Genomic DNA, 26160 nt, shown 5'->3' with positions numbered 1-26160 from the left:
GCAGCTATCCCTCAAGGGCATGCAAATGCCGGATGCAAAACCAACCAAGAGGACATACAACCATGCGTGCTTCGTTTCAATTGAAAACCATCGTGGCAACCCTGAGCCTGCTGGGCGCAGCCGTCACCAGCCAAGCCTACGCACAAAACATCAAGTTCGCCATGGTGATCCCAACCACCGGTCCGCTGACCCAGTACGGTGACATGGTGAAGGAAGGCGTCTCCACCGCCGTGGAACAAATCAACGCGGCCGGCGGCATCAATGGCAAGAAGATCGAAGTCACCACCGTGGACGATGCCTGCGAACCCAAGCAAGGCCCTGTGGCTGCCAACCGCGTGGTCAACAGCAAGATCGGCTACATGATCGGCCCCGTCTGCTCCGGCGCTGCGATTGCCGCAGCCCCCATCTATGACAACGAAGGCGTGGTGGTGGTGACCCCTTCGGCCACGTCGCCCGCGCTGACCGAAGGCAAGAACTTCCACTACATCTTCCGCACCATCGGTCGCGACGACCAACAAGGTCCTTCCGCCGCCAAGTTCATCATCGAAAAGGCCAAGCCCACCAAGGTCGCCGTGCTGCACGACAAGCAGTCGTATGGCCAGGGCATTGCCTCGTCCGTGCGCGACCAACTGCAAAAGGCCAAGGTCAACGTGGCCCTGTTTGAAGGCATCAACGCCGGCGACAGCGACTACTCCGCCATCATCACCAAGCTCAAGAGCGCGGGCGTCGACTTTGTCTACTACGGCGGCTACCACCCCGAAATGGGTCTGCTGCTGCGCCAGGCCAGCGAGCAAGGCCTGAAGGTGCGCATGATGGGCCCCGAAGGCGTGGGCAACCCTGAAGTCAATGCGATTGCCGGCAATGCCGTCGAAGGCATGCTGGTGACCCTGCCTGCTGACTTCTCCACCAACCCCAAGAATGCGGCCATCGTGAAGGCATTCCAGGACAAGAAGCGCAATCCATCCGGCGCGTTCCAGCTGACCGCGTATGCGGCAACGCAGGCGATCGCCGAGAGCATCAAGGCCGTGGGTGACGATCCCAAGAAGGTGGCAGACCACCTGCACAAGGCGACCATCAACACCGTGATCGGCCCTGTGTCCTGGAACAAGCAAGGCGACCTGAACGCGTTCGACTTCCAGATCTTCCAGTGGCACAAGGACGGCAGCAAGACGCCTGCAACCAAGTAATCCGTAGCCACTGACCAAGCCCACAGCGCTTTGCACCAAGCCTGTGGGCTTTTCAGTTCAACACGGGTATTGCTGCGCCCTCCAATTTAGTTAGGCCTTTGCGCACATGAACGACTTTCTCCCCCAACTGCTACAGCAGCTTTTCAACGGGCTCTCACTCGGGGCCATCTACGCCTTGATCGCCATCGGCTACACCATGGTCTACGGCATCATCGGCATGATCAATTTCGCCCACGGGGACATCTACATGATCGGTGCCTACGTGGGCCTGGTGACCCTGTCGGCCGTCGGCATCCAGGGCACCGTGCCCATCTGGATGGTGATCGGCCTGATGCTCATCGTGGCCGTGGTCATCACCGGCATCTATGGCTTTGCCGTCGAACAGGTGGCCTACAAGCCGGTGCGCAGCAGCCCCCGGCTGGTGGCGCTGATCTCCGCGATCGGTATGTCCATCTTCTTGCAGAACTGGGTCGCCCTGGGCCAGGGTGCGCGCGACATGGCCGTGCCTTCGCTGCTGCCTGGTGCTTTCCAGTTTGAGATGGGCAGCGGATTCGAGGTGTTCGTGCCCTACACCCGCGTGCTGATCATTGCCGTGGCGGTCGTGCTGATGATTGCCCTGACCCTGTACATCAAGCACTCGCGCATGGGCCGTGCCTCGCGCGCCTGCTCCCAGGACATGCACATGGCCAGCCTGCTGGGCATCAACACTAACCGCGTGATTTCGTTCACTTTCATCCTGGGGGCAATGCTGGCGGCCGTGGGCGGCGTACTGATTGCCCTGGCGGTGGGCAAGCTCAACCCCTTCATCGGTTTTCTTGCTGGCATCAAGGCTTTCACCGCCGCCGTGCTGGGGGGCATCGGCAGCATCCCCGGCGCCATGCTGGGTGGTGTGATCCTGGGCGTCGCCGAGACCCTGGCGGCCGCCTACATCTCTTCCGAGTACAAGGACATCGTGGCATTCAGCCTGCTGGTGCTGATCTTGCTGTTCCGCCCCACAGGTCTGCTGGGCAAGCCTGAAGTGGAGAAAGTCTGATGCAACGCCTTCTCCTGAACCTGGGCCCGGCCCTGATGGCAGCCGTCATCACCGCCGTGGTCGTCACCCCCATCTTCGGTTTGCAGCTGCAGCGCGTCGGCGGCCGCATGACGCTGGAGCCGCACTGGAACTACGTCCTCGGCGCCGCTGTGCTGGTGTTCGTGGTGCAACTGCTCAAACCCGCCCTGCGCGGTGCCACCCAGGGCCTGCGCCTGCCCAGCCTGCCGGCACTGACGCCCAAGCTGCGCAATGCCCTGGTGTTCGCCGCCTTGCTGATGGCCGTGTCCTGGCCCTTCTTTGCCGGACGCAACGCCGTGGACATCGCCACCCTGGCGATGATCTACATCATGCTGGGCCTGGGCCTGAACATTGTGGTGGGCTTTGCCGGCCTGCTGGACCTGGGCTTTGTCGGCTTCTATGCCGTTGGCGCCTACACCTACGCCCTGCTGTTCCACTGGGCAGGCTGGAGCTTCTGGGAGGCCCTGCCACTGGCAGGTGCCGCCTCGGCCCTGTTCGGCTTCGTGCTCGGCTTTCCTGTGCTGCGACTGCGCGGTGACTACCTGGCCATCGTGACGCTGGGCTTTGGTGAAATCATCCGCCTGCTGCTGATCAACCTGAACGACTGGACCGGTGGCCCTGACGGGATTTCCGGCATTCCCAAGCCCACGGTGCTGGGTCTGGAAATGACACGCAATCCGAGCGTCGAAGGCGCCACCACCTTCCACCAGTTCATGGGCTGGGAGTTCAGCTCCGTGCACATGGTCATCTTCCTGTACCTGATGGCACTGATGCTGGCAGTGGTGACGCTGTGGATCTCCAGCCGCCTCATCCGCATGCCCATCGGCCGCGCCTGGGAAGCCCTGCGCGAGGATGAGATCGCCTGCCGCTCGCTGGGGCTCAACCCCATGCACATCAAGTTGTCCGCCTTCACCCTGGGGGCCATGTTCGCAGGCTTTGGGGGCGCGTTCTTCGCGGCGCGCCAAGGCATCGTGAACCCCGAATCCTTCACCTTCATCGAGTCGGCCCTGATTCTGGCCATCGTGGTGCTGGGGGGCATGGGATCGCAGCTGGGAGTGATTGTCGCGGCCATTTTGATCACCGTGCTGCCGGAGCTGGCCCGCGAGTTCTCCGAATACCGCATGCTGATCTTCGGCCTCGTCATGATCCTGATGATGGTGTGGCGCCCCCAGGGACTGTTCCCGGTCACGCGCAACCATGTGAAGGTGCCCGCCAAACGCAGCGCCTGACCCCATCTATCCCATGCACTCTTTGAAGAAAACACTCCAGCATGCCTAGCAGTCATTTGTTGGACGTCAAGGACCTGAGCATGCGCTTTGGCGGCTTGCTTGCGGTCGATGGCGTCAGCCTCGAATTGGGTGAGAAGCAGATTCTCGCCATCATCGGTCCCAACGGGGCCGGCAAGACCACGGTGTTCAACTGCATCAGTGGTTTCTACAACCCCACAGGCGGCAGCATCCTGCTGCAGAACGCCAGCATTGCCGGTCTGGGCAGCCACACGGTCGCCCGCAAGGGCGTCGTGCGCACCTTCCAGAACGTACGGCTGTTCAAGAAGATGACGGTGCTGGAAAACCTGCTGGTGGCCCAGCACCAGAAAAACCGCGCCTCCGTCCTGGCCGGCCTGTTCAACACCCCCAGCTTCCGTCGCCAGGAAGCTGAGTCCATCGAGCGCAGCCTGCACTGGCTGGACTACATGGGGCTGCGCGATTTCGCGAACCGCGAAGCAGGCAACCTAGCCTATGGTCACCAGCGCCGCCTGGAAATCGCGCGCTGCATGATCACCGAGCCCAAGGTGCTGATGCTGGACGAACCCGCCGCCGGCCTGAACCCCCAGGAAAAGCTCGATCTGCAAGCCCTGATCCGCCAGCTGCGCGACCAGTACGGCGTCGCCATCCTGCTGATCGAGCACGATATGGGCCTGGTCATGGGCGTCTCCGAACGCATCACCGTCATGGAATACGGCAAGCCGATTGCCCATGGCACGCCGGAGGAAGTCAGAAACAATGAACGGGTCATCAAGGCCTACCTGGGAGAGGCATGATGAGCACACATCCACCGATGCTGGAGCTGGACAGCATCAGCACGCATTACGGCTCGATTTGCGCCGTCAACAAGGTGTCGCTGCATGTCAACAAGGGCGAAATCGTGAGCCTGATCGGCTCCAACGGCGCCGGCAAGACCTCGCTGCTGATGACGGTATGCGGCAATCCCCGCGCCTCCAGCGGCACCATCCATTTCGAAGGCGAGGACATCACCAGCCTGCCCACGCACCACATCATGCAGCGCGGGATCGCCGTCTCCCCCGAGGGGCGGCGCATCTTCCCGGACCTCACCGTCACGGAGAACCTGCAGATGGGGGGCTTCTTCCTGAACAAGCACGACATTGAAGCGGGCATGGACCACGTGTTCCACCTGTTCCCACGCTTGAAGGAGCGTGCGGCACAGCGCGCAGGCACGATGTCGGGTGGCGAGCAACAGATGCTGGCGATTGGCCGTGCGCTGATGTCCAAGCCGCGTCTGCTGTTGATGGACGAGCCCACCCTGGGCCTGGCGCCGCTGATCATTGCGCAGATCTTCGACATCATCCAGACCATCCGCAGCCAAGGTGTCACGGTGTTCCTGGTGGAGCAGAACGCCAACCGCGCCCTGCAGATTGCCGACCGCGGCTACGTGCTGGAAACCGGGCAGCTGGTGCTGGAAGACACCGGTGCCAACCTGCTGCGCAACGACGCCGTGCGCAAAGCCTACCTGGGCGGTTGATCGCCCCTCTGAGGGTTCATGCGCCGGATGGAGCCGCTACGATACGGCGCATGAAACCTCAGCTTTACATCCTGACAGGCAGCTCGCGCGGCATGGGCCTGTCCATGGCCCGGCAGATCCTGCGCCAGGGCCACCACCTGGTGGGCATTGCGCGCCACCGCAACGCAGACCTGGACACCACGGCCCGCGAAGGCCACGCCACGCTGCTGCAATGGCAGCACGATCTGGCGGCACCGCAGGCTGCAGCCCAGCAGTTGAAAGACTGGCTCCGCGCGCAAACACCCGGCGACTACGCCCGCGTGGTCCTGATCAACAACGCAGGGGTCATCCCCCCCATCGCCCCGCTGGCAGACAGCGACTGGAATGCGATTGCCCAGGCCCTGCGAGTGGGCCTGGAAGCCCCGATGCTGCTGACCGCCGCGTTCCTGCAGGCCACCGAGGGCTGGGACATTCCACGCCAGGTGCTCAACATCTCGTCCGGCCTGGGCCGCCGCGCCATCGCCTCGCAGGCCACCTATTGCGCCGCCAAGGCCGGGATGGACAACTTCTCAGTGTCCGTGGCGCTGGATGAAGCCCTCAAACCGAATGGCGCCAAGATCTGCTCCCTGGCCCCTGGCGTCATCGACACCGACATGCAACGCCAGTTGCGCAGCGCCTCCAGCCAGGCCTTCCCGGACGTGCAGCGCTTTGCCCAACTGCACAGCACGGGCGCCCTGACCTCGGCCGACGAAGCCGGTGCGCGGGTCCTGGCCTGGCTGGAGCGTGCCGACTTCGGCAATCCGGTGCTGGCCGATGTGCGCAACCCCTGAGCACCGGCCTTGATGCACCAACAGCATGCATTTTTTGCAGGATCCGTCTTTTTAGAAGGATTCCAGCGCTAACATTCGGCTATCCCAAGAACCTGTTTGCGCTACGTGGGCCACACAGTGCTGCACCATCTGATCGGTGTCTGCAGCCAGTGATCAATCTGCAGGCCACCCCTGCAGGCTACGTGCAAACAGGCGCTCACCCGGTACTCCATGCCTGATGGCCTGCACCCCCGTGCCATCCAACGGCCCACAAATCTGCTTGAAAGCGGCTGGCTCGCTGTGCTTTGCGCCTCCAGCCGCAGTTTTGATGTCTGAGTTTTTTGGAGACCTTCATGTACCGCACACTGATTACCTGCACGACCCTGGCGTTGGCCGCAGGCGCTGCCGCCCCCGTGCTCGCACAATCAGCAGACCAATACCCCGGCAAACCCATCCGGCTGGTCATCCCCTTCCCCCCCGGCGGCGGTACAGACATCCTGTCGCGCGTGATCGCCAACAAGCTGACCGAAGCCACCAAGTGGACCATTGTTCCCGAGAACAAGGCCGGCGCCGGCGGCACCATCGGCATCTCCGAGGCGGCCAAGGCCCCTGCCACAGGCTATGAAATGGTCATGGGCCAAAAGGACAACCTGATCCTGGGCCCCTACCTGTACAAGAACCTGCCCTGGAACCCCACCAAGGACCTGACGCCGGTGGCCCACATTGCCTACACCCCGGTCATCATCGCCACCAGCGTGAATTCGCCCTACAAGAGCATTGCCGACGTGGTGGCCGCCGCCAAGGCCTCGCCCGCCAAGATCACCTACGGCTCGCCCGGCAACGGCACCAGCATCCACATTGCCGGCCACATGTTCGAAAAGGCAGCGGGCGTGCAGCTGACCCACGTGCCCTACAAGGGCTCGAACCCCGCGCTGATGGATGCGATTGCCGGCAACGTGGATCTGCTGGTCTCCTCCATCCCTTCGGCCATCGCACAGATCAAGGCCGGCAAGCTGCGCCCGCTGGCCGTGACCTCGGCCAAGCGGTCCACGTCGCTGCCCGATGTGCCCACCATGCAGGAACAGGGCATGAAGGGCTTTGATGTCAGCACCTGGTACGGCCTGTTCATGCCAGCTGGCACACCGGCCGACATCACGGCCAAGATGAATGCCGAAGTCAACAAGCTGCTGGCCAAACCCGAAACCCAGGAAGCCATCCTGGCCCAAGGTGCCGAGCCCAAGGCCATGAGCATTGCCGAGTTTGACAAGATGTACCGCGCAGACTTCGCCAACTCCAAGGCCGTGGTGGAAGCCTCGGGCGCCACCATCCAATAATCCACGCTGCCATTGCCGTGCTCCCTGGTCCAGCCCGGATCGCAACCCACCAAGCCCAACCTGCCGGTTGGGCTTTTTTGTGGCAGGCACTGCCGCCCACCCCGCCACACCCAAAACAAGCGTGTGCCGCCCACGGTGTGGGACCGACGTAATGAGTGCTGGCCCACGCACCGACCACACACCACCCTGCATCAGCTGGAGCAGCCCGTTGCCACCAAGCCGCCCAGGGCCGTCGATGGAGCCAGCATTCGCCCGAATGCTGCATCGCAGGTAATTTGTAATGTTTGGTGACGCGCACGCGACTTGTGGCGCCTCACCTCCCCGTGCCCGCTGCACACCGTACAGCGTCTGCTCTTGCGCGTTCGTGCTATCAACTTCCATAGCTGCCCGCGCTTTCTTCATGAGCGCCAGTACCACTTTTGATGCCTATCCTGTGGACAGGCTGCCGTCAGCGCACACCTACCCAGGCAAAGGCCCCGTCCGACGCGTACGCGCATGGCGATGGCAGCACCCGCGGATAGCGGGTGTTACACGGGTTTAGCATGGGTCGTTACAAAAAACTTACAAGCTAGACTCAGACAGCTTTTTGGATAGCACCACTTGATCTCAATCCTCAAACCAATAGCAGTAGCCCTCGACCAGCTGGAGGTGGCCATCTGCATTTTTGATGCAGAGGACAAGGCACTCGTTTGGAACGACACCTTTCTGCAGTTCTTTCCAGAGCATGCTGGCCACGTCCATGTCGGGGAAGACTACCGCGCGAACCTGCGGCGTTTCTATCTGCAAAGGCTCTCGGCCGAAGAGCTGCCGTTGATCGATCGCTACATCGAGGAAGGCGTGCAGCGGCACCGCAACCAACTGCGTGCGTTTGAGTTTGACCACCACGACTACCGCGTGCGTGTCGCCTCCTTGCCGTTGGGCGCTTACGGTCGCGTCCGGCTGTGGCGCAAAACGGCACCGCTGCTCACCGGCATGCCGGACCGCATCAACCCCCACACCAAGCCGCTGCCTGCACAAATCGCTCCCGACACGGTCATGGCGCTGGAAAGCCTGGCAGATGGCATCTTGATGGTGGATGAGATCGGCCGCGCCATCTGGGCCAACCACGCATTTCTGGAACTGTATGGACTGCCCAGCACCGATGCGCTGAAGCTGCGCGAGTTTGCAGAACTCTATACCCTGGCCTGGCAGCACGAAGTCCCCACGGCGGAGTACGTGGCCAGCCTGGACCTGCTCCAGGAACGCCAGCGCTTTTCTGGCGCGCCCTACGTGCTGGCCCTGCCCAACAACCGCTGGGTGCGCGTGGTGGAACTGCGTGGCACCCAGACCAATGGCAGCAACTTTCTCTCCCATGTCGATGTGACGGAATCCCGGCAACAGCAGGAAGCCTTGAAGCAGCTCACCCAGCACCTGGAGTCGCTGGCGATCAAGGACGCGCTGACCGGCCTGGCCAACCGCCGCCGCTTCGATGAAGTGCTGGAGTCCGAGTGGCAGCGCGCGCACCGCTCCAAAACTCCACTGTCGCTGCTGATGCTGGATGTGGACCACTTCAAGCGCCTCAACGACACGCACGGCCACCCCTTTGGGGATGAGGTGCTCAAGCGCCTTGCCAGCATCTTGGCGCACCGCATCCAGCGCACCGGCAGCCTGGTCGCACGTTATGGCGGCGAAGAGTTTGCGGTCTTGCTGCCAGACACCGATCTGCCCTCAGCCGCCAAGCTGGCGGAATTCATCCGACAGCAGGTGGAAAACATGTCACTGGGCAACGAAAACACCGGCCTGGTGCGCATCACCATCAGCATTGGCGTCGCCTGCGCCAGCGGTACAGCCTTGACGGCATCGACCACCGCGCTGGTCGACCTGGCCGACCGCGCCCTGTACCAAGCCAAGCGCAGCGGGCGCAATCAAGTGGCAGCGGCCACGCCCTAGGCGCCCCCGCCCCCCCTGCTTTTTGCATCCACCTTGAACGGGTTGGCGCGCTGCAACTCATCGACATAGCCGTCAACAGCCACCGTCTCCCGCTGCAGGAAGTGGTCGATGGCCGCGGCAAACCGGCGGTCAGCCACCCAGTGGGCCGAAAACATCTTCACCGGCAACAGCCCGCGGGCCATCTTGTGTTCGCCCTGGGCCCCTCCCTCAAAAAATTCAAGGCCGTGCTGAATGCAGTAGGCAATCGATTGCATATAGCAAGTCTCGAAGTGCAGGCCCTTGACGAACTCCGTCGTGCCCCAGTGGCGCCCATACAGGGTCTTGCCCGCACGCACATTCAGCGCCACCGCCACCGGTGCCCCGTCACGTTCCGCCAGGATCAGCACCAAGTCCAACACACGCTCCGCATGGGCCCGGAGAAAGAACTCCAGGCTCAGATAGGGCTGTGACCAATGCTCGGTATAGGTATTGACATAGCAGGCGTAGAAGAACTCCAGGTGCTCCCGCTGCAGCTGTGCGCCCTCCAACCACCGGTAAGTGATTCCGGCACTGGTCACATACCGGGTGTCTTGCCGCAGCTTCTTGCGCTTGCCCTGGGAGAGTCGGGCCAGGAAGTCTTCCGTGCATGTGTAGCCGTCGTTCCGCCAATGGAACTGCACGTTTTCGCGCAGCATGAAGCCGGCCTCAACCAGGGCTGCCCGGTCCTGCGGCGCGGTGAACAGCACATGCGCCGAAGAGGCATGCACGACGTCGCACGCCGCCGCCAGCTCGTGCGCCAAAGCACGGCGCGCCGCCTCATCCTTGGCCAATAGCCTGGGACCTTGGACGGGCGTAAACGGAACGGCCACCACCAGCTTGGGGTAATAGGACAGACCATGCGCCTCAAACGCCTGGGCCCAGGCCTGGTCAAACACAAACTCCCCACGGGAGTGGGTCTTGAAATAGCTGGGGGCTGCTGCCACCAAGACGCCCTCCTCGTGCAGCAGCAAGTGGCGGACATGCCACCCGGTCTTTGCGCCGACACAGCCCGTTGTTTCCAGCAGTTGAAGAAATGCGTAGCTGGTGAATGGATGGCCACCGGCCAGTACCTGCCACGCGTCTTCTTCGACATGGCCAAGCGCATCCACCCAGCTCGCCGTATACCGCCCTTTTTGAGTCATGCCGTAGTCTGGCACAGGCTCACCTATCCCACAGATGCTGCGTGATTTGCAGGGCCGCGCACGTCTCTGGGCATAGCTTTCGCACACAGCATTGCATGGCGAACCTCCGCGCAAGCCATAGTGCACTACGAGTTTCCACACGCCAGCGTGCCCGTTTGCAGCAACGGAGGCTTGACATCACCCAGACACCTGAGCCCTGAGGGCATTGCGACCCTACACAAGAAAGGCCATGCCTTTGCACCGAATGCTGTTATAGTTGCGGCCAATTTGCTGCAACGCAACAACATATACAGCACACCAAAGTGCAGCGCCCCAAGCGCAACCCACATCGCACCAGACGATTTTCAACTCATTGTTTTCAATGACTTCTGGTTGTCATTGAGAAATGACCAAGCATGCCGCTGCAGCTTGGATCCTACTTTCCGCACCCCAAAACGTATAAGCGGCTTGCTTTTTAGCCTGTTATTCGCGCGTCTGCCTAATCCCAACGCGTCTCTCTTGATCCACTCTCCTGCTATCTCTCAAGTCATCGGCCGCTACGCACTCACGCCTACCGCCGCAATGACCGCCAGCGGCTCCTACACAGCAACGCTTTCCATTCGCAGCGGCAAAGGCTCTTGCTCACACGACCGGGTGTTTCGCTTCATTCCCCTGTTTCAATCTCCTGCTGCCGCCATCCGCTATGCCATTGAGCAAGGCAAAAGCTATTTGCACCTGCCCGGCCTGCCCGACTGACAACCGAGCTTGCGGCGCTCCACACCCAAAGGCCAACCCGTACCCGGGCGCTTTGCACCCTTTGATCCCTGGACATCTCCCAGGATCACCGCAACTTCATAGAGTTACACCATGACAACCAAACTGTACGTAGGCAATCTTTCTTACAACGTTCGCGACCACGATCTGGAGCAACAATTTGCCGAATTCGGTAATGTGACCTCTGCCAAGGTCATGATGGAGCGCGATTCCGACCGTTCCAAGGGTTTTGGCTTTGTTGAAATGTCGACCGAGCAAGAAGCGCAAGCTGCCATCCAAGGCCTGCATGACCAACCTCTGAATGGCCGCAACATGCTCGTCAACGTTGCACGCCCCCGCGAAGAATCCGGCGGCGGCTACCGCAGCAACAACGGCGGTGTCGGTTACCGCGGTGGCAATAACCGCTACTAAAAGCTCTTGAGGCTCTAGGTCTCAAGGCCCCTGCCAGCACTTGCTGACAGGGGCTTTTTGTTGGCAGCCGACAAGCATCAAATGCCCAAAGAAAACCCCCTGCGGACTTTCATCCGCAGGGGGCTGCGCTTGTAGCTAAAGGTGCTTTAGCTGCGATCGCGAGCAATCGCCACGCTCAGCGCGCGCCCCTCGGTGGGCTGACCATTCAAGCCCTGCACTGCGGCTTGCGCCTCTTCTTCCGTGGACATCTCCACAAAGGCAAAACCGCGCGAGCGGCCAGTGTCACGCTGCAAGATGACCTGGGATGACAGCACCACGCCATAGTTGGTCAACAGCTTGCGCAGTGCATCGCTGTCGATCGAGAAGGCCAAGTTACTGATGTAGAGTTTGTTTTGCATAGGGTACTTTCAAGAAGGACGGACCTTTGTGCCAGGACAGCCCAAAAATCAACGGGGACGACGCTTGGGACCACCGGGGGTCGCGTTCATCCGCGTCTCGATGTGGCGGAAGGTCACCCGCCCTTTGTTCAGGTCGTAGGGCGACATCTCGACAGTGACCTTGTCGCCCGCCAAGACGCGAATCCGATGCTTGCGCATCTTGCCGCCCGAATAGGCAATCAGTTCGTGCCCGTTGTCCAGCTTTACGCGAAAGCGCGTATCGGGCAGAACTTCTTCCACCCGACCTTGCATTTCAATGAGTTCTTCTTTTGCCAAGGTGCCTCCAGATGAGTGGCGATAAACAGGTTTAGTTCAGTGCGTTGGCCAGCAGCATCGTGCGTGCCTGATCGAGCGCATAGCTGTTGGCCAGGCTCTCGCTGGTGAACTGCGGAATGAATCGGAAGACACGGTCATAGACACCGCGTCGGATAGATACCGATGCAGCAAACTGGCCGGATGCGTCGAGGTGACTGAAGGGTGTAACAACGTAGTTGCCCACCTGCTCTTTGATAGGTTTTTGCAGCATGGCATACGGACGGGCACGCCCTGCTTGTGGGCAATGTCCATCGAGTAAATAGGGAGACAGCGGACCCTGGTAGATCAGGGGCTGGGCAGATCGAACGAAGAAGAGATCTGCAGAGATTCGCCGGAAAGGGAGAGTGACAGTCGCACGCTTCTCAAAGAAGGGAACTACCAACGGCCAAGGGGCTACGGAGGTGTCAGACGTGCGCTAGAGGGGCGAAGAACAAATTTAGCGCGCGAGACCAGTATATGCCAAGTCGCGCAGCGCGCGGCACACACGACCGACCGCGCTGCGGCATTCAGGCCTATATGCCTGCGCCAGTTTCAGACAGCTCGCAGCCAGCAGGCCACGTCACAACAGGCAACTGCTCAAAGGCTGGTTTGGCAAACAGATAGCCCTGGAAGTAATGCACCCCCATCGCGCGCAACGTGTGGTACTCGGCATCGGTCTCCACACCTTCCGCAATCACTTCGATCGACAGTGCCTGGCACACGCCCAGAATGCCTTGGACGATGGCACGACGAACAGGGTTGGTGTCGATCTGGCGCACCAACTCCATGTCCAGCTTGATGATGTCGGGCTGGAACTCAGCAAGCAGGTTGAGGCCGGCGTACCCCGCACCGAAATCATCGATTGCCGTCTTGAAGCCGCGCCGGCGGTACTCCTGCATGATGCGCTTGAGGTGGTCTTTGTCGACCACTCGCTCGTTCTCGGTGATTTCAAAAATAAGGTGGCTGGTTGGAAACTGGTGCTGCTGCGCCGCTTCCAAGGTGGTGCGAATGCAGGCTGCAGGCTCGTATACGGCGTTCGGCAAAAAATTGATGCTGACATGGCAGGGCACACCCAGGCGCGCTGCCAAACTCACAGCCTTGACGCGGCAGGCCTGATCGAACTGGTAACGGTTGTCCGCATTCACCTGACTCAGAATCTGCCCCGCGCCGCTGCCATCCAGCCCACGCACCAGGGCCTCGTAAGCAAAAACGGTTCGATCACGCACGTCCACGATCGGTTGAAAGGCCATACTGAATGCCAGGTCCAGCGGGGGACGGTCATGACAGCCTTTACAGGGCGGTAACGAAGACTTGGGTTGAAGAAGCATCGGCAGATGTTATCGCACCCAGCTCCTGTGCCTGTCGTGGGTCTGGCAACGCCCGCATCGTTTGTGCGTATGGCTGTGCCTGCTGCAAAACTTCAGAAAAACTGCTGGGTTGCACACTGATTGCAACAGCCATCCACCGCTCAAGAAATAGCGACGACAGCGGAACCTACACAGCCCACAACGGCAAGCCCGCTTCTTGCCGGGGCGACGCCACGCCACCAATCCAGCTGCGGGATAGGATGCTAGGCCCATGCCTTCAAGCTGGATCAGATTACGGTTGCGTGTGCACTAAAAATGCATGACGAAGCCGCACCTTTGCTGGCTGAAAGCTATCCGCTGGCTGTGCACGATCTATAAAGCTCTGGTCGCTTCACCCACTTGTTTCGGGATTAGCGCCTGAGACTGTGCGCGCAGCATAAATCCGCCGGGTCTTAAAGGCCGCATGGATTCACATCCAGTCATGCCATAGTGCTGCTTCACTTTGAAAATTTCCCTAATTGGCTTTGGCACGCCAAAGGAGGCAATCTCCACTTGCAAACCAGCATTCCAATCATGAGGTGGTTTCACAACACGGGCATTTAAAGCGCAGGTTTTGTCAGATGTTGCCCAATTAAACTGATTGCTCATCGCGGGTGCCCCAACCTGCGGAAAGCCTGCCTGATGCACCACCCTGTACGATTCACCCGGCAGTTCCGCATTCGTGTGCACATTGCCGTATTGACGATGGCTTGTATGGGGCTGGTGGCAATCTTGCTGATCGGCCTCGGTTGGGCGGCCACCACCCAACGCTTGGTGCTAGATGCTGGGCAGCGCGCAGCGCGCGACACGACCTTGCTGGGTCAGCAGATACGGTTGCAACTAACGCCAGCACAAGGGGCATTGCGTCATATTGGTGCAGGTCGTCTGCCATTAGCCTCCGATGAGGCCAGTCGGTTGCAAGCACTCGAAGGATTGATAGGGGAATTGCGCGCAAGCCCACTGGAAGCGGCTGTGTATATCGCCTACCCGATTGCGGCAGATGGTGACAGCATACACAGGGTCTGCACATGCTGGCAGACACAGCCGCTCTCACCGCGCTCGACGGACTACAGACCAGACATTCGGCTGTTCCCGCGCGCCCACAGCGCCAGCGATGGGGCATGCCCAGCAGTGGATGCCCAAACCCTCACACCCCTGTTACGCTCGGCGCACTCAGCCATACCAGCGAACAACGTAGGGGCTGCCGTAATGCAGGGACTGTCGTCGCCACTTCACCAAAGCAATTGACGCAATGTGACACTCCAGCGCACCCATCGGCGGCGCAGGCTGTGCCCGCCCTGGCCATGCCCCAGCAAAGACTGCGGAACACTGGCGCGGCTTTGGCGCGCTCGGTGAGTGCCTGCGCAATGTCCCGCGGCTTCCATCCGCCCAAGTGCGCACATAGTCAAAGTCAGCCAGGCCGCAGCTTGTCCCCCACGCTGGGGCCCGCCCGCAGCATGGGGGGAGATCACCGAAGCCCAGGCCCGCCGCCCAAGCGCCTAACGAACCGCCCAGACCGGTGCCGCCGGCAAGGCGCCGTGCTCGGCCCATCTGCGCTGTTTGCAACTGCAAACCAATGATTTAAGTTTGATAGCTGCTAGCGCTTTATATATAAGAGCTAGAGGCAATTTTTATTGATATTTTGATGATCACCCAGGCCGCACAACACCAACACGCTGGACTTTTGTGGGGCATGGCCTGAGCCCCCCATCCGGCGCTGCAACAGCTGCGGCGCGCCTGTACTCCAGGCGCCAGCTGTATGCACAGGTCACGCAGGCGCCCCCTGGTACGCCGCCCAACAGTTGGTGCATGACGCCGTGGAGATGGTCTTGCGGCCCCTGGGCCAGTTCATCCGAGAGGGGGCATCAGCAGCCCAAGACAAAGCTGCGCCTTGACAAGGGGCATGACTGGCACGCTCATGACTACAAGCCAAGAGAACCGCCACACGCTGCGGTTTTCAGTCTCCGGCGGAATGCGTAGCAGTGTGTATGACAAAGGGAATTGAACCCTCATATTTCCAATCAATAACAATAACTTAGCAAAATTTGTGTGAATATGGCGTGATAGCCTAAAAGGCAAGACACAGCGCCGCACAAGAGCACACAAGCCAACTGAATTGAATGCCGGCATTTCTCCATAAAACAGCCGCCCACGCAGGCACAAAAAAAGCACCCTGAGGTGCTTTTTGTGGTGATGAAACCTAGGTTCTAAGTCCCATGCTCGGGAAAAGTTTGTGGCAGGGCTGAAAGATCCCTAAAGCAGAGTAGACGGCGCCTTGTGCCAGCATCACAGTTTCAAGGGCCTGCTCATACGCTGCTGCGTCAAACGGCCTGTTGACACACGACCATCCTATGGTTTGCTCCAGCTTCTGACCGAGCTCATTGAGCTCTACAAGCATCAGATCCTTTGTGCGCCTATGTCCTGCGTATCTGACGGCATCAAAGCTCACAACGACGTTGTCAGCTTTATGTCGAGCTTGCCAATCCCTCTCTCTGGTGGCTCGCAACAACACACTTTTCTTGAACTCTGTACAAGCCCGATCGATAACGATCAACGACTCTTCGATCATGTCGGTATCAATTTCATCGCTCATTTTTAAACCCATTAAAAAACGATTCAGGTGATACAACATCCACACACCAAGACTATGCCTAACTTGCGCCAGGCAAAGATTGGTATGGGTTCCTACTGCCTTGGCCAAACCATCTTACCCCCCGAACGGCTGGCCAAGCCACAGAGGCTCTACATGGCATGAGGACACACGAATTCATTGCCATGCACACAGATTTGTGGCTGGTCTCAGTTGGTGCCCAGCACCGGCGCAAGGCTGGCTCGGCAGCGCGATCCACAGCGGCCATGGCCACGCGCGCAAACACTCACTGCAGCAGCAAACGACAGTCCCATTTCCTGGGCAGTAGGCAAGTGTTTGGCTGCCATTCGTGCGGCAGAACTGCGCAGGATCACTACATGGGGTATGGTGGGCAGCATCAACCACCAAGGATCACCTAGTGCCCAAACCCAATTACCAGTTCGAAAAACGTCAACGAGAGCTCGAAAAGAAGAAGAAAAAGGCCGAAAAGGCCAACCGCAAAGCCTCCGCGTCTGAAGGTGCAACGGCTGATGCCTCTCCTGAAGCGCTGCCTGAAAGCAAGTAGCAAAGACCAAGGCATTAGCCTTGCAATCGGCTTGGAATTTTTAAAGCTGCCGGCAATTTATCGCTCCCCAAATGCAGGGCGCAGCGAATTTGCCGAGCACCAGAAAAAAATAATCAAAGCACTTTTGCGAAAGTGCTGTTATAGTGGCCATCAGTTTGCTGACATGCAACAGTGCATGTGCAACCAGCACAAGTGTTTCGCACCCAAGCGAAACCAACATCGCCCCAGACGATTTTCATTTTTTTACTTCCAATGACTTCTGGTTGTCGTTGGAAAAATAGCCAGGCTGACTGTAGCTAGCTTGGCTCGATTTTTACGTATCCCAAAACGTATAAGCGGCTTGCTTTTGAGCCCTTTTTTTACGCGACTGCTTGACGCAGAGCGTTGCTCTTGAACCTCACTCCCTCCCAATCCCAAGTCATCGGTCGATACGCGCTCACGCCTACCGCCGAACTGAACTCCAGCGGCTCTTACACCGCGAAGCTTTCCATTCGCAGCGGCAAAGGCTCTTGCTCACACGACAGGGTATTTCGTTTTATCCCCCTGTTTGTTACCTCTGCTGCAGCCATCGGCTATGCCATTGAGCAAGGCAAAAGCTACTTGCAACTGCCTGGCCTCCCCGCCTAACCAGCAGGTCTTCCTCGCACACCCAAAAGTCCACCCCCACGCGGGTGCTTTGCACCTTTTTTGATTCCTGCACATGCCGGAATCACCCCCAACTTCACTGAGTTACACCATGACAACCAAACTGTACGTCGGCAATCTTTCTTACTCCGTTCGTGACAACGACCTGCAACAACAATTTGCCGAATTCGGCAACGTGATCTCCGCCCAGGTCATGATGGAGCGCGGCTCCGATCGCTCCAAGGGCTTCGGCTTTGTCGAAATGTCCACTGCCGATGAAGCACAAGCTGCCATCGAAGGCATGCACGAACAGCCCATGGGCGGCCGTAACCTGACCGTCAACGTGGCCCGTCCTCGTGAAGAAGGCGGTGGCTCCTATCGCAGCAACAGCGGTGGTGGCGGCTATCGCGGCGGTAACGGCGGTGGCTACGGTGGCAATGGCGGCGGCTACGGCGGTGGCAACCGCTACTAAGCCCTCCAGGCACTTCGCTTTAAAAGTCCCTGCCGCGTTCCTAGAAAGGCTCCCCATGAGCAGCAAAATTTATGTGGGCAACCTGCCCTACACCGTGACCGATTCGATTCTGGAAAGCAACTTTGCAGAATACGGTGGTGTCTCCTCCGCCAAGATCATGATGGACCGCGATACTGGCCGCTCCAAAGGATTTGGCTTTGTGGAAATGGTTTCCGAAGAAGTCGCTCAAGCCGCCATCAGCGGCCTCAATGGCCGCTCTGTCGATGGCCGCTCCATCGTCGTGAACATGGCTCGTCCTCGTGAAGAAGGCCGCAGCTCGGGCGGCTACCGCGATAAAGGCTACACCTCCAGCACACGCAAAGACGTTGGCTACGGCAACGGTGGCTTCGGCGGCGGCCGTTACTAAGCCCCCCAGGCTTTGCCCACAAAACCGACCCTTAGGGGCCGGTTTTTTTATGGGCAAATGCAACGCATGCCGTCCACTTTAGGCATGTGCAACCACCCAAGGATGGCAAAACCACAGTGCACAGCACCTGCACCTGGCGAACTGCGCCCCCTGGCCTGCTTGTTCGCCGGGCAAAAAAATTCAAAAAAACCAATGTCTGGAGCCTAGCTGTCAGGTCCCGGATGATTACGCACGTTCTTGACGAATAAATCAGGTGCTTTCATCTTCCATTTTTTGAGTGCTTGGACTGGGGCTTCATGCCCCAGTGCCTTTTGTGGCAAGTGGTGGTTGTACAGCCAGACAAACCTGTGCAGTGTCTTCTCCAAATCCTCTGCGCTGTTGAAGTGATGCGAGCGCAGCACCTGGCTCAGGCGGCCATTGAAGCGCTCAACCATGCCGTTGGTTTGTGGCGTCTTTGGCTTGGTCAGCCGATGCTCTATCCCCAATGCTTGGCATAACTGGTCGAATTCGTGCTCGCCTGAGGGCTGACGTGTGCGGCTTCCAAACAATCGGTCTGTGAACTCTTTGCCGTTGTCGGTGAGGATGGTGTGGATCTTGAACGCTGCAGCTTTGCGTACGGCAGCCAAGAAGGCTTTGGCGGATGCTGCCGTCTTGTGCTGCTTGATATCAATGAACACCCAGCGTGTAGCTCGATCGATGGCAACAAAAACATAGCGGCGCTTGTCCTCATCGTGCATCTGGGGCAGGTACTTCACATCTACATGTACATAGCCAGGCTCATACGCCTTGAAGGGTTTGTGCTCGCCCTCAGGCTTGGGCTGTACGGGCAATCTGGAGTGGCCTCGTCTGCGCAGCAAGCGATCCAGCGCCGAGCGGCTCATGGCAGGCTCAATGAACTCTCGCACCACCGCCAATAAGTCATCCAGAGGTAGCCGCAGCTGGCTGCGCAGATAAATAACCAGCTCTTCCTGCCCTGCATTGAGAGTCGTTTGCAGGCGGTGGGCCGTGTGGCTGGCGTCATGCACCGTGGTTCTGCCCCGCCACTTACGCACGGTCCCTATGCCAATGCCGTATTGCTGCGCCAACTCTCGATCAGTACCACTGGCTTGCTGCAATGCCAAACGGGTGGCAGGTGTGGTCGTAGCGTTCTTATGAAGGCTGATCAGCATGGCAACTCCTTGGCACGGGATTGCCATGTTGCCAGAACTGCTTGCAGTACCTCTCGGCCATGCAGCATCAGCATGGCAACTCCTTGGCACGGGATTGCCATGTTGCCAGAACTGCTTGCAGTACCTCTCGGCCATGCAGCAACGGACGCTTGTTTTTAAGCAGCCAATCGTCCGGGACCCGACACCTAGCCTTGCCTAGTTTTCAGAAAATACACCTTTGTGTGTAAGAGGCTCAAAAATGAAAATTTCGACGCGATTAATCTTGTTGGTGGGCGTCATGTCGATGCTGCTTCTGGGCGTTGGTCTGCTGGGCCTGCGCGGCATGGCAGACAGCAATGACGGGCTCCAAACGGTCTACGAAGATCGCACCGTAGCGCTGGGCAAGCTGGGGCAGATCCAAAGCCTGATGATGACCAATGCCTATTTGGTCACCGCTGCAACGCTGGATGCCAGCCCAGAGGTGGTCGGCAAAAACACCGCTGCGGTCGAGGCCAACATTGGCCAGATCACCAAGATCTGGGACGAATACATGGCCACCTACCTCACGGCAGATGAGGCAGCGATTGCCAAAAAATTTGCCGAAGCCCGCGGCAAGTATGTCCGTGAAGGCCTCAAGCCCGCCGTCGCCGCGTTGCGCTCCGCCAATATGCAGGAAGGCCAGCAACTGTCCAACAACGTCCTGCCGGCGTTGTATGCACCGGCCAAAGAACAAATCGATGCGCTGATCCAACTGCAGCTCGATGTGGCCAAGTCGGAATACGCGGGTGCAGTGCAGGACTACGCCTCGGTGCGCACCTATGCCGCGGCGTCCATCGTGCTGGGCCTGCTGTTTGCCGTCAGCGTAGGTTACTTCCTCATTACCGGGCTGATGCGCTCTTTGAAACAGGCCGAGGACCTGTCCCGCGCCATTGAAGCGGGCGACCTGAGTGGGCAGGTGTCCATCACTGGCAAGGATGAATTGGCGCGCTTGCTGCATACCCTGGTGGCCATGCGCGACAGCCTGGTCAAAGTCGTGTCCAGCGTGCGCCAGGGTGCAGAAGGCGTGGCCATGGCCAGCTCTGAGATCGCCCAGGGCAACAACGACCTCTCGGCACGCACCGAAAGCCAGGCCAGTGCCCTGGAAGAAACCGCAGCCTCCATGGAAGAACTTGACTCTACGGTCAAGCAAAATTCCGAAGCCGCCCGCCAGGCCAACCAGTTGGCCGTCAATGCCAGCCAGGTCGCCACGCAAGGTGGCGAGGTCGTGGGCCAAGTCGTTGAAACCATGAAAGGCATCAACGAATCCAGCCGCAAGATTGGCGACATCATCAGTGTCATCGACAGCATCGCCTTCCAGACCAACATCCTGGCACTGAACGCGGCCGTGGAAGCCGCCCGCGCGGGCGAACAAGGCCGTGGCTTTGCCGTGGTGGCCAGCGAGGTGCGCTCCCTGGCGGGCCGCAGCACCTACGGCGCGCGCCGTGTGTGGCACGACGTGCTGGAGCAAGGTCAAGCCTGTGGTCTGCACCGCATCGAGCGACTCATGCGAGAGCAGGCACTACGAGCCAGGCCCCGACGACGTGGACTGCCCAAGGACCGGGGCACGCGCAGCGCGGTGGCCGACAACGTGCTGGACCGCCAGTTCCGGGCCGATGGCCCGAACCAGAAGTGGGTAGCCGACTTCACCTACATCTGGACAGCCGAGGGCTGGCTGTACGTGGCGGCGGTGCTGGACCTGTACTCGCGGCGCATCGTGGGCTGGTCGATGCAGGAGAGCATGACCTCGCAGCTCGTGGTGGATGCGCTGATGATGGCAGTGTGGCGTCGAGGCAAGACGGTGGCCTTGTTGCATCACTCGGACCAGGGCAGCCAGTACACCAGCGAGCACTTCCAGAAGCTGCTGGATGAACAAGGCATCACTTGCAGCATGAGCCGGGCTGGTGAGGTCTGGGACAACTCGGCCATGGAGAGCTTCTTCAGTTCCCTCAAGACCGAGCGCACGGCCAGGAAGGTGTACCGCACACGAGGGCAGGCCCGTTCAGATGTGTTCGACTACATCGAGTGCTTCTACAACCCGACGCGCCGGCATTCGACGCTCGGCTATCTCAGTCCCGTACAGTTCGAGAAAGCTCAAGAAGCTTAGGTCGGTGTCAACGGAACCGGCAGCAGCCCACTGTGCTTTCAGCTGCGACTTTTTGGAAAGTGCGCAAAGTGTCCTCATGCTGCTGACTAAGCCGACGCTGATCCATCCACACCGTGGCTACCAGTGCCCCCGACACAAGGGCGATGGCCAAAAGAAGTCCAATCCCGAAAGCAAAAAACCTTGGCCTTTCTGCCATTTTCAGAAGCAGCCAGTAACGGATCTTATTCAAACCAGCCCCCCCTTACTCTCAGCAAATTGGACAGAACAAGGACGCCCATCACTTCAGAGAGCATCAAGGGATGCAGCGTTGTCTGTAGGACTATTTTGCGATGGCCGAACTAGAAAAATTTGACAATTTTTTAGTCAATTGTGTCCACCACGCGATTTCGGCCTTCGCGTTTGGCGAGGTACAAATTCTTGTCGGCGCGCTCTATGGTGCTCGCCAGCATTTCTTTCTTATTGCGCCGCAGTGCCAACCCCACGCTGATGTGGATCTGAATCACTTCTTCCCCAACACGCACTGGCTGAGATTGCATTGCTAGGCGCAACCGCTCAGCGACCGCACGAGAGCTAGCTTGGTTGGCCTGGCGTAACAATACGATGAACTCTTCACCACCATAGCGCGCCAGCACATCACCTTCACGCAACTGCGCCTGCGAGCGCCGAGCGACCTCTCGCAGCACTTTGTCACCGACCGGGTGGCCAAATCTATCGTTGATTTTTTTGAAATAGTCGATGTCAAACATCAACACCGCCAAGTCCTGGGATGTATCGCTATCAAACGCTACCTTGTCTTGGGAGTTTTGTGCTTGATAGTGGGCTTGGGCTAGATCGAAAAAAGCACGGCGGTTCAACAGCCCAGTCAGGGGGTCATGTGACGCCTCTCGTCTCAGCATTCGCTCGAGTCGAATTTGAGCCGTGACATCTTGGAAGAGCCAAACTCGACCATTGTGAGCATCATTGAGGACAGGGTGTGTGTCTACTCGCCAGATGCATTCGTCCAGCTCCCAGTTGGCTGTCACCTGAGCATTCAGAGAGTGCTGCAGCGCCTGGTAGACAGGCTCCAAGTCAGCGGCGTTATCGCAACGCATACGCGCAGCACGCATGGCTTGCGCGAGTGTGTTCAGTGGAACATACCCGGCCGAGATGTTGAGCAAAGCTGATGCGACTTGATTGACTTGGGCATGTTGGCCCAGACCTGATACGACGACGACCCCCTGTGGCACGCTGTTGAAGATGTCGTGAAACTTCGCACCAGACTCAATGGTCTCTTCAGCCAGATGACGAGCATCCAGCAAACGTGCATAGATTGGTCTGAGCAATCCGATCAAGTGCTGCTGCGATAGTGGATTGCTGCTTAGCGTTGCCGCTTTGGGTGCTTGGGAAGCATCCCACACAAAAAGTACACCACCCTCTGCCCGTTCTCCAAAATCCAAGCAATTCAGATAAGCGACTTTAGCTGCGGTGAATGTCAAACCAACCGTCAGCATGCTGGGTAAGTCTGCGGGGCACAAAAACTGCAAGGCCCCAGCTTCATTGCTTAGTTCTTTAGGAATGCGCCAAGACCATGCTGTGCTGTGCTGCCAGCTCAAAGGAGGCTCGCTACGCAGCGGTACAACCTGATCAACCGAGCGTTGCTGCAATCCGATCACCAAGCTTGCTTGAGATAGCTGACGCGCCAACTCCAGAAAAGCCGCCAGTGAATTCGTGTGCATCTTCACGGGCAGAAGCTCTCAGCGATCCAAGAGATGACGCAATACGGCAGGGGCCACGATCTGAGGTTGCGTTATGTGAGGCAAGTGTCCTTCCAGCTCCAAAACCTCGGACACACTGCCAGGTATGTGGGCATGCAGCCAGTGGGCAACATCTACTGGCACAGCCATATCCTTGCGACTATGAATCAATCGAGTGTCCGTAGTCACACGGGGCACAAGAGTGCGGTGATCACTTTGAAAGATCATGCGCAGTATGTGTTGTGCGATATCTGGTCGAATTTTGAACAACGTCGCGCTGAAATGTGCAAGGGAGTCCTGCGCTGCCAAGCCCATGACCATGGGCACGAAACCAGCTGCCCAACTCTGATAGTTGGTGGCCATGGCATCGTAGAGTGCATTCAGGTCGTTTTGCTCAAAGCCGCCGACATAAGACGTTGCAGGATCATTCAAGTAGCACGGAGAAGGTTGCAACAGGACCAAGCGATCAAACAACTCAGGACGTGCTACTGCAGCAATCATGCCGATCATTCCACTGACCGAATGACCCACGTAATGCACTCGGCTCACTTGCTGCTCGGCAATGAGTGCCAACAGATCATCGGCGTATCCAAACAACGAGCTGTGCAAGTGCAAGTCATAGCTAGCCTCGCCGTGGTCGCCACAGCCAGCCAAGTTGTAAGAAAGCACCCGGAAATTTGCATCCAAAACGGGACGAATGTACTCCCACGATGTCTGATCGGAACCAAAACCGTGACTGAGCACAACTACTTCATCCCCAGAACCACTCCACGTGGCTTTCAAACGATTGGAAGCAGTTGTCACGTCATAAGGCTGGTTGGTCATCGTCTTTGAATTATGAGGCAAATTACTTTTGGACACAGATTTTTTGCTATGTCTTTCGATGGATGATCTACGAAACGATGGCTGCGGAAGCAAAAGCAGACCGTGCAAGCAACTCCAGCCGCGCCTGCTGCCACTACCGCAGTGGCTGGCCTTGTTGGCGCCACGTCAGCACAAGCATCGGCACCCTCACAACCTGCACCTGCACAGGTCGCGGACCGCAATGAAAGGATGAGGTCAAGCTGGAGAACAGTGCTGGCATCAGCATGCTCACCATGTGCACGGCCCAACCGGAAGCTGGTATGTGCTCTTTGGTGATGGTGTGCATGCATTTGCCGACGGCATTTTGATTGCCTCCGCATTCTTGGCTGACTGGAAGCTGGGCGTGGCCGCGACATTTGCGCTGCTGCTGCACGAAGTGCCACACCACATGGGAGATTTGGCAGTGGTGGGCAGTGGCAGCAACCAGCCAAGGAAAGCCGTGCTGAAGGTGTCTTTGGCTGGTTCTATGACCGTGGCCGGGGGGCTGGTAGGCTATCTCATCGTGGGTCAGTTGGGCGAATGGCTGCCGTTGTTCCTCGTGTTTGCCGCCAGCAGTTTTGCCTATGTGGCTCTGGCAGACTTGATCCCGCAACTCAATAAACCCATGGGATTGCGCCAAACCGTTGTCCAGATGGTGTGGCTGTTAGTTGGATCCTTGCTGGTCACTGTGGCTGTTGACCAATGAGCGTGCGCTCAAGAAGGTGCAGATGCTCTATGAGGGCCATGGCCGTGGGGCCGAGATGCATGCCGCCAAGGACACGGCCTGGGGCTTGCTGTGCGCCGTCACAGAGTTCGTGGACCACGAGAAACAAGCCCGCAGCCAGGACAACCGCCTGGACAGTGCCTGGTTCGGCCAGGGGGCTGTGATCAAGCAGCGGGCCTTGGACCATGCCTTGCAACTGGTGGCCTGAGCGTGTTGGCCTGCATGCGTGTTGGCGGCCTTTGGACAGCTTGTACCGTCTTCCTCTCACCTTGTTTGCGCTTTTATTTGCGTCTCTTTTGTCACCCCCACAAGCCGCCTTCTAAGGCGGTTTTTTTATGCCCGCATCCTTGCGGGCCAAGGAGTTTTGTATGTCTTTGCACTTGGTCAGCCCTTCGGGGCATGGTGCAGCAGCGCCTGTCTCCCCTGCCCGCTCGCCCCGCAAAGGGGCTGCACTGCGCCTGGTGTCTACTAAGGACATGGCGCGTGATGATTGGCTGGAGGTGCGCCGCACCGGTATTGGCAGCTCCGATGCTGCCGCAGCCGTGGGGCTGAGCCCTTACCAGTCGCAGCTGGAGCTGTGGATGCTCAAGACGGGCAAGGGCGATCTCTTGCCAGCCATCGACCCTCTGGATGACACCAGCCCCATGTTCTGGGGCACGTTGCTGGAGCCCATTGTGGCGGCGCATTACACCAAGCGCACTGGCAACAAGGTGCGCCGCGTGAATGCGGTCTTGCAGCACCCGGAGCATGCCTGGATGCTGGCGAATGTGGACCGTGAGGTGGTCGGCGCTGGCGATGTGCAGATCCTGGAGTGCAAGACTGCAGGCATCCACGGTGCACGCCTTTGGAAGGATGGCGTGCCTGAGTACGTGCAGTTGCAGGTCATGCACCAGCTGGCCGTCACAGGCTACAAGGCAGCGGATGTGGCTGTACTCATTGGGGGACAAGAGCTGCGCATCTTCCGCATTGAGCGGGATGAGGCCCTGATCGAGCGCCTGATTGCGCTGGAGCACGCCTTCTGGGAACAGGTGGAACAAGGCGCACCGCCAGCCGGAGATGGCTCGGACAGCGCGGAAAAAGCCTTGCGCTGCCTGTATCCGAACAGCGGTGGGGACCAGGTCGATATGAGCGACGACCCCGAACTCAACGCCACGTTTGACGCCTTGCTGGCGGCACGTGAGAAGCTCGATGCCGCCCAAAAGCACGAAGCCCGACTGCGCCAACACCTGCAAAGCCACATGGGAGAAGCCGATCGCGCCACGTTTGCCTGCGGCGGCAGCGTGACCTGGCGTCGCAGCAAGGATGGCCAAGCGTTCAACACCAGTGCATTCGTGCAAGACCATCCAGACTTGGCTAAAGGCTACCTCAGCACACGCGCGGGCACCCGGCGCTTTTGCGTCAATGCACAGTGAGAGGCACGCCAGTCCTCTGCTGCCTCTCTCCCCCCCTGACCTCCATGGCC

Annotated in this window: 25 protein-coding genes and 4 pseudogenes; 19 read left to right on the top strand and 10 right to left on the bottom strand. The window is 59.1% G+C overall.

Annotated features, from left to right (window positions below; translation table 11 throughout):
* Positions 1–62 precede the first annotated feature (62 nt).
* From KAQ61_RS05635 to KAQ61_RS05600, 8 genes are all read left to right on the top strand, one after another.
* A complete protein-coding gene (locus tag KAQ61_RS05635) occupies positions 63–1187 on the top strand; it encodes a branched-chain amino acid ABC transporter substrate-binding protein (RefSeq protein WP_210930729.1) in 1125 nt (374 codons plus the stop codon).
* A gap of 106 nt (positions 1188–1293) precedes the next feature.
* The gene (gene livH, locus KAQ61_RS05630) at positions 1294–2220 is read left to right on the top strand and encodes a high-affinity branched-chain amino acid ABC transporter permease LivH (RefSeq protein ID WP_042412591.1); all 927 of its coding nucleotides are present in this window, start codon (positions 1294–1296) and stop codon (positions 2218–2220) included.
* A complete protein-coding gene (locus KAQ61_RS05625; protein WP_043378079.1) occupies positions 2220–3467 on the top strand; it encodes a high-affinity branched-chain amino acid ABC transporter permease LivM in 1248 nt (415 codons plus the stop codon). The genes livH and KAQ61_RS05625 overlap by 1 nt, the downstream gene beginning before the upstream one ends.
* A gap of 41 nt (positions 3468–3508) precedes the next feature.
* Positions 3509–4279, top strand: coding sequence for a high-affinity branched-chain amino acid ABC transporter ATP-binding protein LivG (livG, locus tag KAQ61_RS05620; RefSeq protein WP_042412585.1), 771 nt, complete (start codon positions 3509–3511; stop codon positions 4277–4279).
* Positions 4280–4296: 17 nt separating this feature from the next.
* The gene (locus KAQ61_RS05615) at positions 4297–4998 is read left to right on the top strand and encodes an ABC transporter ATP-binding protein (RefSeq protein ID WP_043378083.1); all 702 of its coding nucleotides are present in this window, start codon (positions 4297–4299) and stop codon (positions 4996–4998) included.
* A gap of 50 nt (positions 4999–5048) precedes the next feature.
* Complete coding sequence (locus KAQ61_RS05610) at positions 5049–5807, top strand: SDR family NAD(P)-dependent oxidoreductase (RefSeq protein WP_210930728.1); 759 nt, start codon at positions 5049–5051, stop codon at positions 5805–5807.
* A gap of 332 nt (positions 5808–6139) precedes the next feature.
* Positions 6140–7120: a Bug family tripartite tricarboxylate transporter substrate binding protein gene (locus KAQ61_RS05605; protein ID WP_210930727.1), complete on the top strand. Its 981-nt coding sequence runs from the start codon at positions 6140–6142 to the stop codon at positions 7118–7120.
* Between the two features lie 600 nt (positions 7121–7720).
* The gene (locus KAQ61_RS05600) at positions 7721–9049 is read left to right on the top strand and encodes a GGDEF domain-containing protein (RefSeq protein ID WP_244982989.1); all 1329 of its coding nucleotides are present in this window, start codon (positions 7721–7723) and stop codon (positions 9047–9049) included.
* Here the strand turns inward: KAQ61_RS05600 and KAQ61_RS05595 are convergent.
* Complete coding sequence (locus KAQ61_RS05595; RefSeq protein ID WP_244982988.1) at positions 9046–10224, bottom strand: GNAT family N-acetyltransferase; 1179 nt, start codon at positions 10222–10224, stop codon at positions 9046–9048. The genes KAQ61_RS05600 and KAQ61_RS05595 overlap by 4 nt on opposite strands.
* Positions 10225–10617: 393 nt before the next feature.
* Between KAQ61_RS05595 and KAQ61_RS05590 the strand changes: the two genes are divergently transcribed.
* Entirely contained in the window at positions 10618–10944 is a 327-nt protein-coding gene (locus tag KAQ61_RS05590) for a hypothetical protein (protein WP_244982987.1), read from the top strand.
* A 111-nt stretch (positions 10945–11055) separates the two neighbouring features.
* Positions 11056–11358, top strand: a pseudogene (locus tag KAQ61_RS05585) (RNA recognition motif domain-containing protein); the annotation flags it as partial.
* Positions 11359–11519: 161 nt separating this feature from the next.
* On the opposite strand, the gene KAQ61_RS05580 reads toward KAQ61_RS05585, so the two are convergent.
* From KAQ61_RS05580 to KAQ61_RS05555, 6 genes are all read right to left on the bottom strand, one after another.
* On the bottom strand, positions 11520–11771 hold the full coding sequence (locus tag KAQ61_RS05580) for an RNA recognition motif domain-containing protein (RefSeq protein ID WP_042412572.1): 252 nt from the start codon (positions 11769–11771) through the stop codon (positions 11520–11522).
* Positions 11772–11819: 48 nt separating this feature from the next.
* Positions 11820–12086: a translation initiation factor IF-1 gene (gene infA / locus KAQ61_RS05575; protein ID WP_042412569.1), complete on the bottom strand. Its 267-nt coding sequence runs from the start codon at positions 12084–12086 to the stop codon at positions 11820–11822.
* A gap of 31 nt (positions 12087–12117) precedes the next feature.
* Positions 12118–12336, bottom strand: coding sequence for a hypothetical protein (locus KAQ61_RS05570; protein ID WP_042412566.1), 219 nt, complete (start codon positions 12334–12336; stop codon positions 12118–12120).
* A gap of 301 nt (positions 12337–12637) precedes the next feature.
* Entirely contained in the window at positions 12638–13432 is a 795-nt protein-coding gene (locus KAQ61_RS05565; RefSeq protein ID WP_045266623.1) for an EAL domain-containing protein, read from the bottom strand.
* 351 nt (positions 13433–13783) lie between these two features.
* Positions 13784–14059, bottom strand: coding sequence for a hypothetical protein (locus KAQ61_RS05560; RefSeq protein WP_154162676.1), 276 nt, complete (start codon positions 14057–14059; stop codon positions 13784–13786).
* 1591 nt (positions 14060–15650) lie between these two features.
* The gene (locus KAQ61_RS05555) at positions 15651–16043 is read right to left on the bottom strand and encodes a hypothetical protein (RefSeq protein ID WP_210930725.1); all 393 of its coding nucleotides are present in this window, start codon (positions 16041–16043) and stop codon (positions 15651–15653) included.
* Positions 16044–16458: 415 nt separating this feature from the next.
* On the opposite strand from KAQ61_RS05555, the gene KAQ61_RS05550 reads away from it, so the two are divergent.
* From KAQ61_RS05550 to KAQ61_RS05535, 4 genes are all read left to right on the top strand, one after another.
* A complete protein-coding gene (locus KAQ61_RS05550) occupies positions 16459–16605 on the top strand; it encodes a hypothetical protein (RefSeq protein ID WP_210930724.1) in 147 nt (48 codons plus the stop codon).
* A gap of 390 nt (positions 16606–16995) precedes the next feature.
* Positions 16996–17232, top strand: coding sequence for a hypothetical protein (locus KAQ61_RS05545; RefSeq protein WP_154162662.1), 237 nt, complete (start codon positions 16996–16998; stop codon positions 17230–17232).
* A 109-nt stretch (positions 17233–17341) separates the two neighbouring features.
* Positions 17342–17701 (top strand): RNA recognition motif domain-containing protein, encoded by a 360-nt coding sequence (locus KAQ61_RS05540; RefSeq protein ID WP_043385276.1) that lies wholly within the window; start codon positions 17342–17344, stop codon positions 17699–17701.
* 55 nt (positions 17702–17756) lie between these two features.
* The gene (locus KAQ61_RS05535) at positions 17757–18107 is read left to right on the top strand and encodes an RNA recognition motif domain-containing protein (protein WP_043385176.1); all 351 of its coding nucleotides are present in this window, start codon (positions 17757–17759) and stop codon (positions 18105–18107) included.
* 203 nt (positions 18108–18310) lie between these two features.
* Here KAQ61_RS05535 and KAQ61_RS05530 read toward each other — a convergent pair whose 3' ends face one another.
* The gene (locus KAQ61_RS05530) at positions 18311–19276 is read right to left on the bottom strand and encodes an IS481 family transposase (RefSeq protein ID WP_115597225.1); all 966 of its coding nucleotides are present in this window, start codon (positions 19274–19276) and stop codon (positions 18311–18313) included.
* Between the two features lie 238 nt (positions 19277–19514).
* Between KAQ61_RS05530 and KAQ61_RS18735 the strand changes: the two are divergent.
* Positions 19515–20270, top strand: a pseudogene (locus KAQ61_RS18735) (Tar ligand binding domain-containing protein); the annotation flags it as partial.
* Positions 20265–21398 (top strand): IS3 family transposase, encoded by a 1134-nt coding sequence (locus tag KAQ61_RS18730; RefSeq protein WP_338026785.1) that lies wholly within the window; start codon positions 20265–20267, stop codon positions 21396–21398. The pseudogene KAQ61_RS18735 and the gene KAQ61_RS18730, both read left to right, overlap by 6 nt.
* 359 nt (positions 21399–21757) lie before the next feature.
* Here KAQ61_RS18730 and KAQ61_RS05520 read toward each other — a convergent pair whose 3' ends face one another.
* Complete coding sequence (locus tag KAQ61_RS05520; RefSeq protein ID WP_244983056.1) at positions 21758–23113, bottom strand: GGDEF domain-containing protein; 1356 nt, start codon at positions 23111–23113, stop codon at positions 21758–21760.
* Between the two features lie 18 nt (positions 23114–23131).
* Entirely contained in the window at positions 23132–23956 is an 825-nt protein-coding gene (locus KAQ61_RS05515) for an alpha/beta fold hydrolase (RefSeq protein WP_154163051.1), read from the bottom strand.
* Between the two features lie 271 nt (positions 23957–24227).
* Between KAQ61_RS05515 and KAQ61_RS05510 the strand changes: the two are divergent.
* The 3 genes and pseudogenes from KAQ61_RS05510 to KAQ61_RS05500 all read left to right on the top strand — a co-directional run.
* A pseudogene (locus KAQ61_RS05510) lies at positions 24228–24680 on the top strand (ZIP family metal transporter); the annotation flags it as partial.
* Positions 24670–24906: pseudogene (locus KAQ61_RS05505) on the top strand (DUF932 domain-containing protein); the annotation flags it as partial. The pseudogenes KAQ61_RS05510 and KAQ61_RS05505, both read left to right, overlap by 11 nt.
* A 160-nt stretch (positions 24907–25066) precedes the next feature.
* Entirely contained in the window at positions 25067–26110 is a 1044-nt protein-coding gene (locus KAQ61_RS05500) for a YqaJ viral recombinase family nuclease (RefSeq protein WP_210930721.1), read from the top strand.
* The last annotated feature ends 50 nt before the right edge of the window (positions 26111–26160 follow it).

It is taken from the genome of Comamonas aquatica (assembly GCF_018064205.1).
GTDB classification, from domain to species: Bacteria; Pseudomonadota; Gammaproteobacteria; order Burkholderiales; family Burkholderiaceae_C; genus Comamonas; species Comamonas aquatica.
The sequence above is the reverse complement of the archived record's forward strand: the minus strand, read 5'-3'. Positions and strand labels throughout refer to the sequence as shown.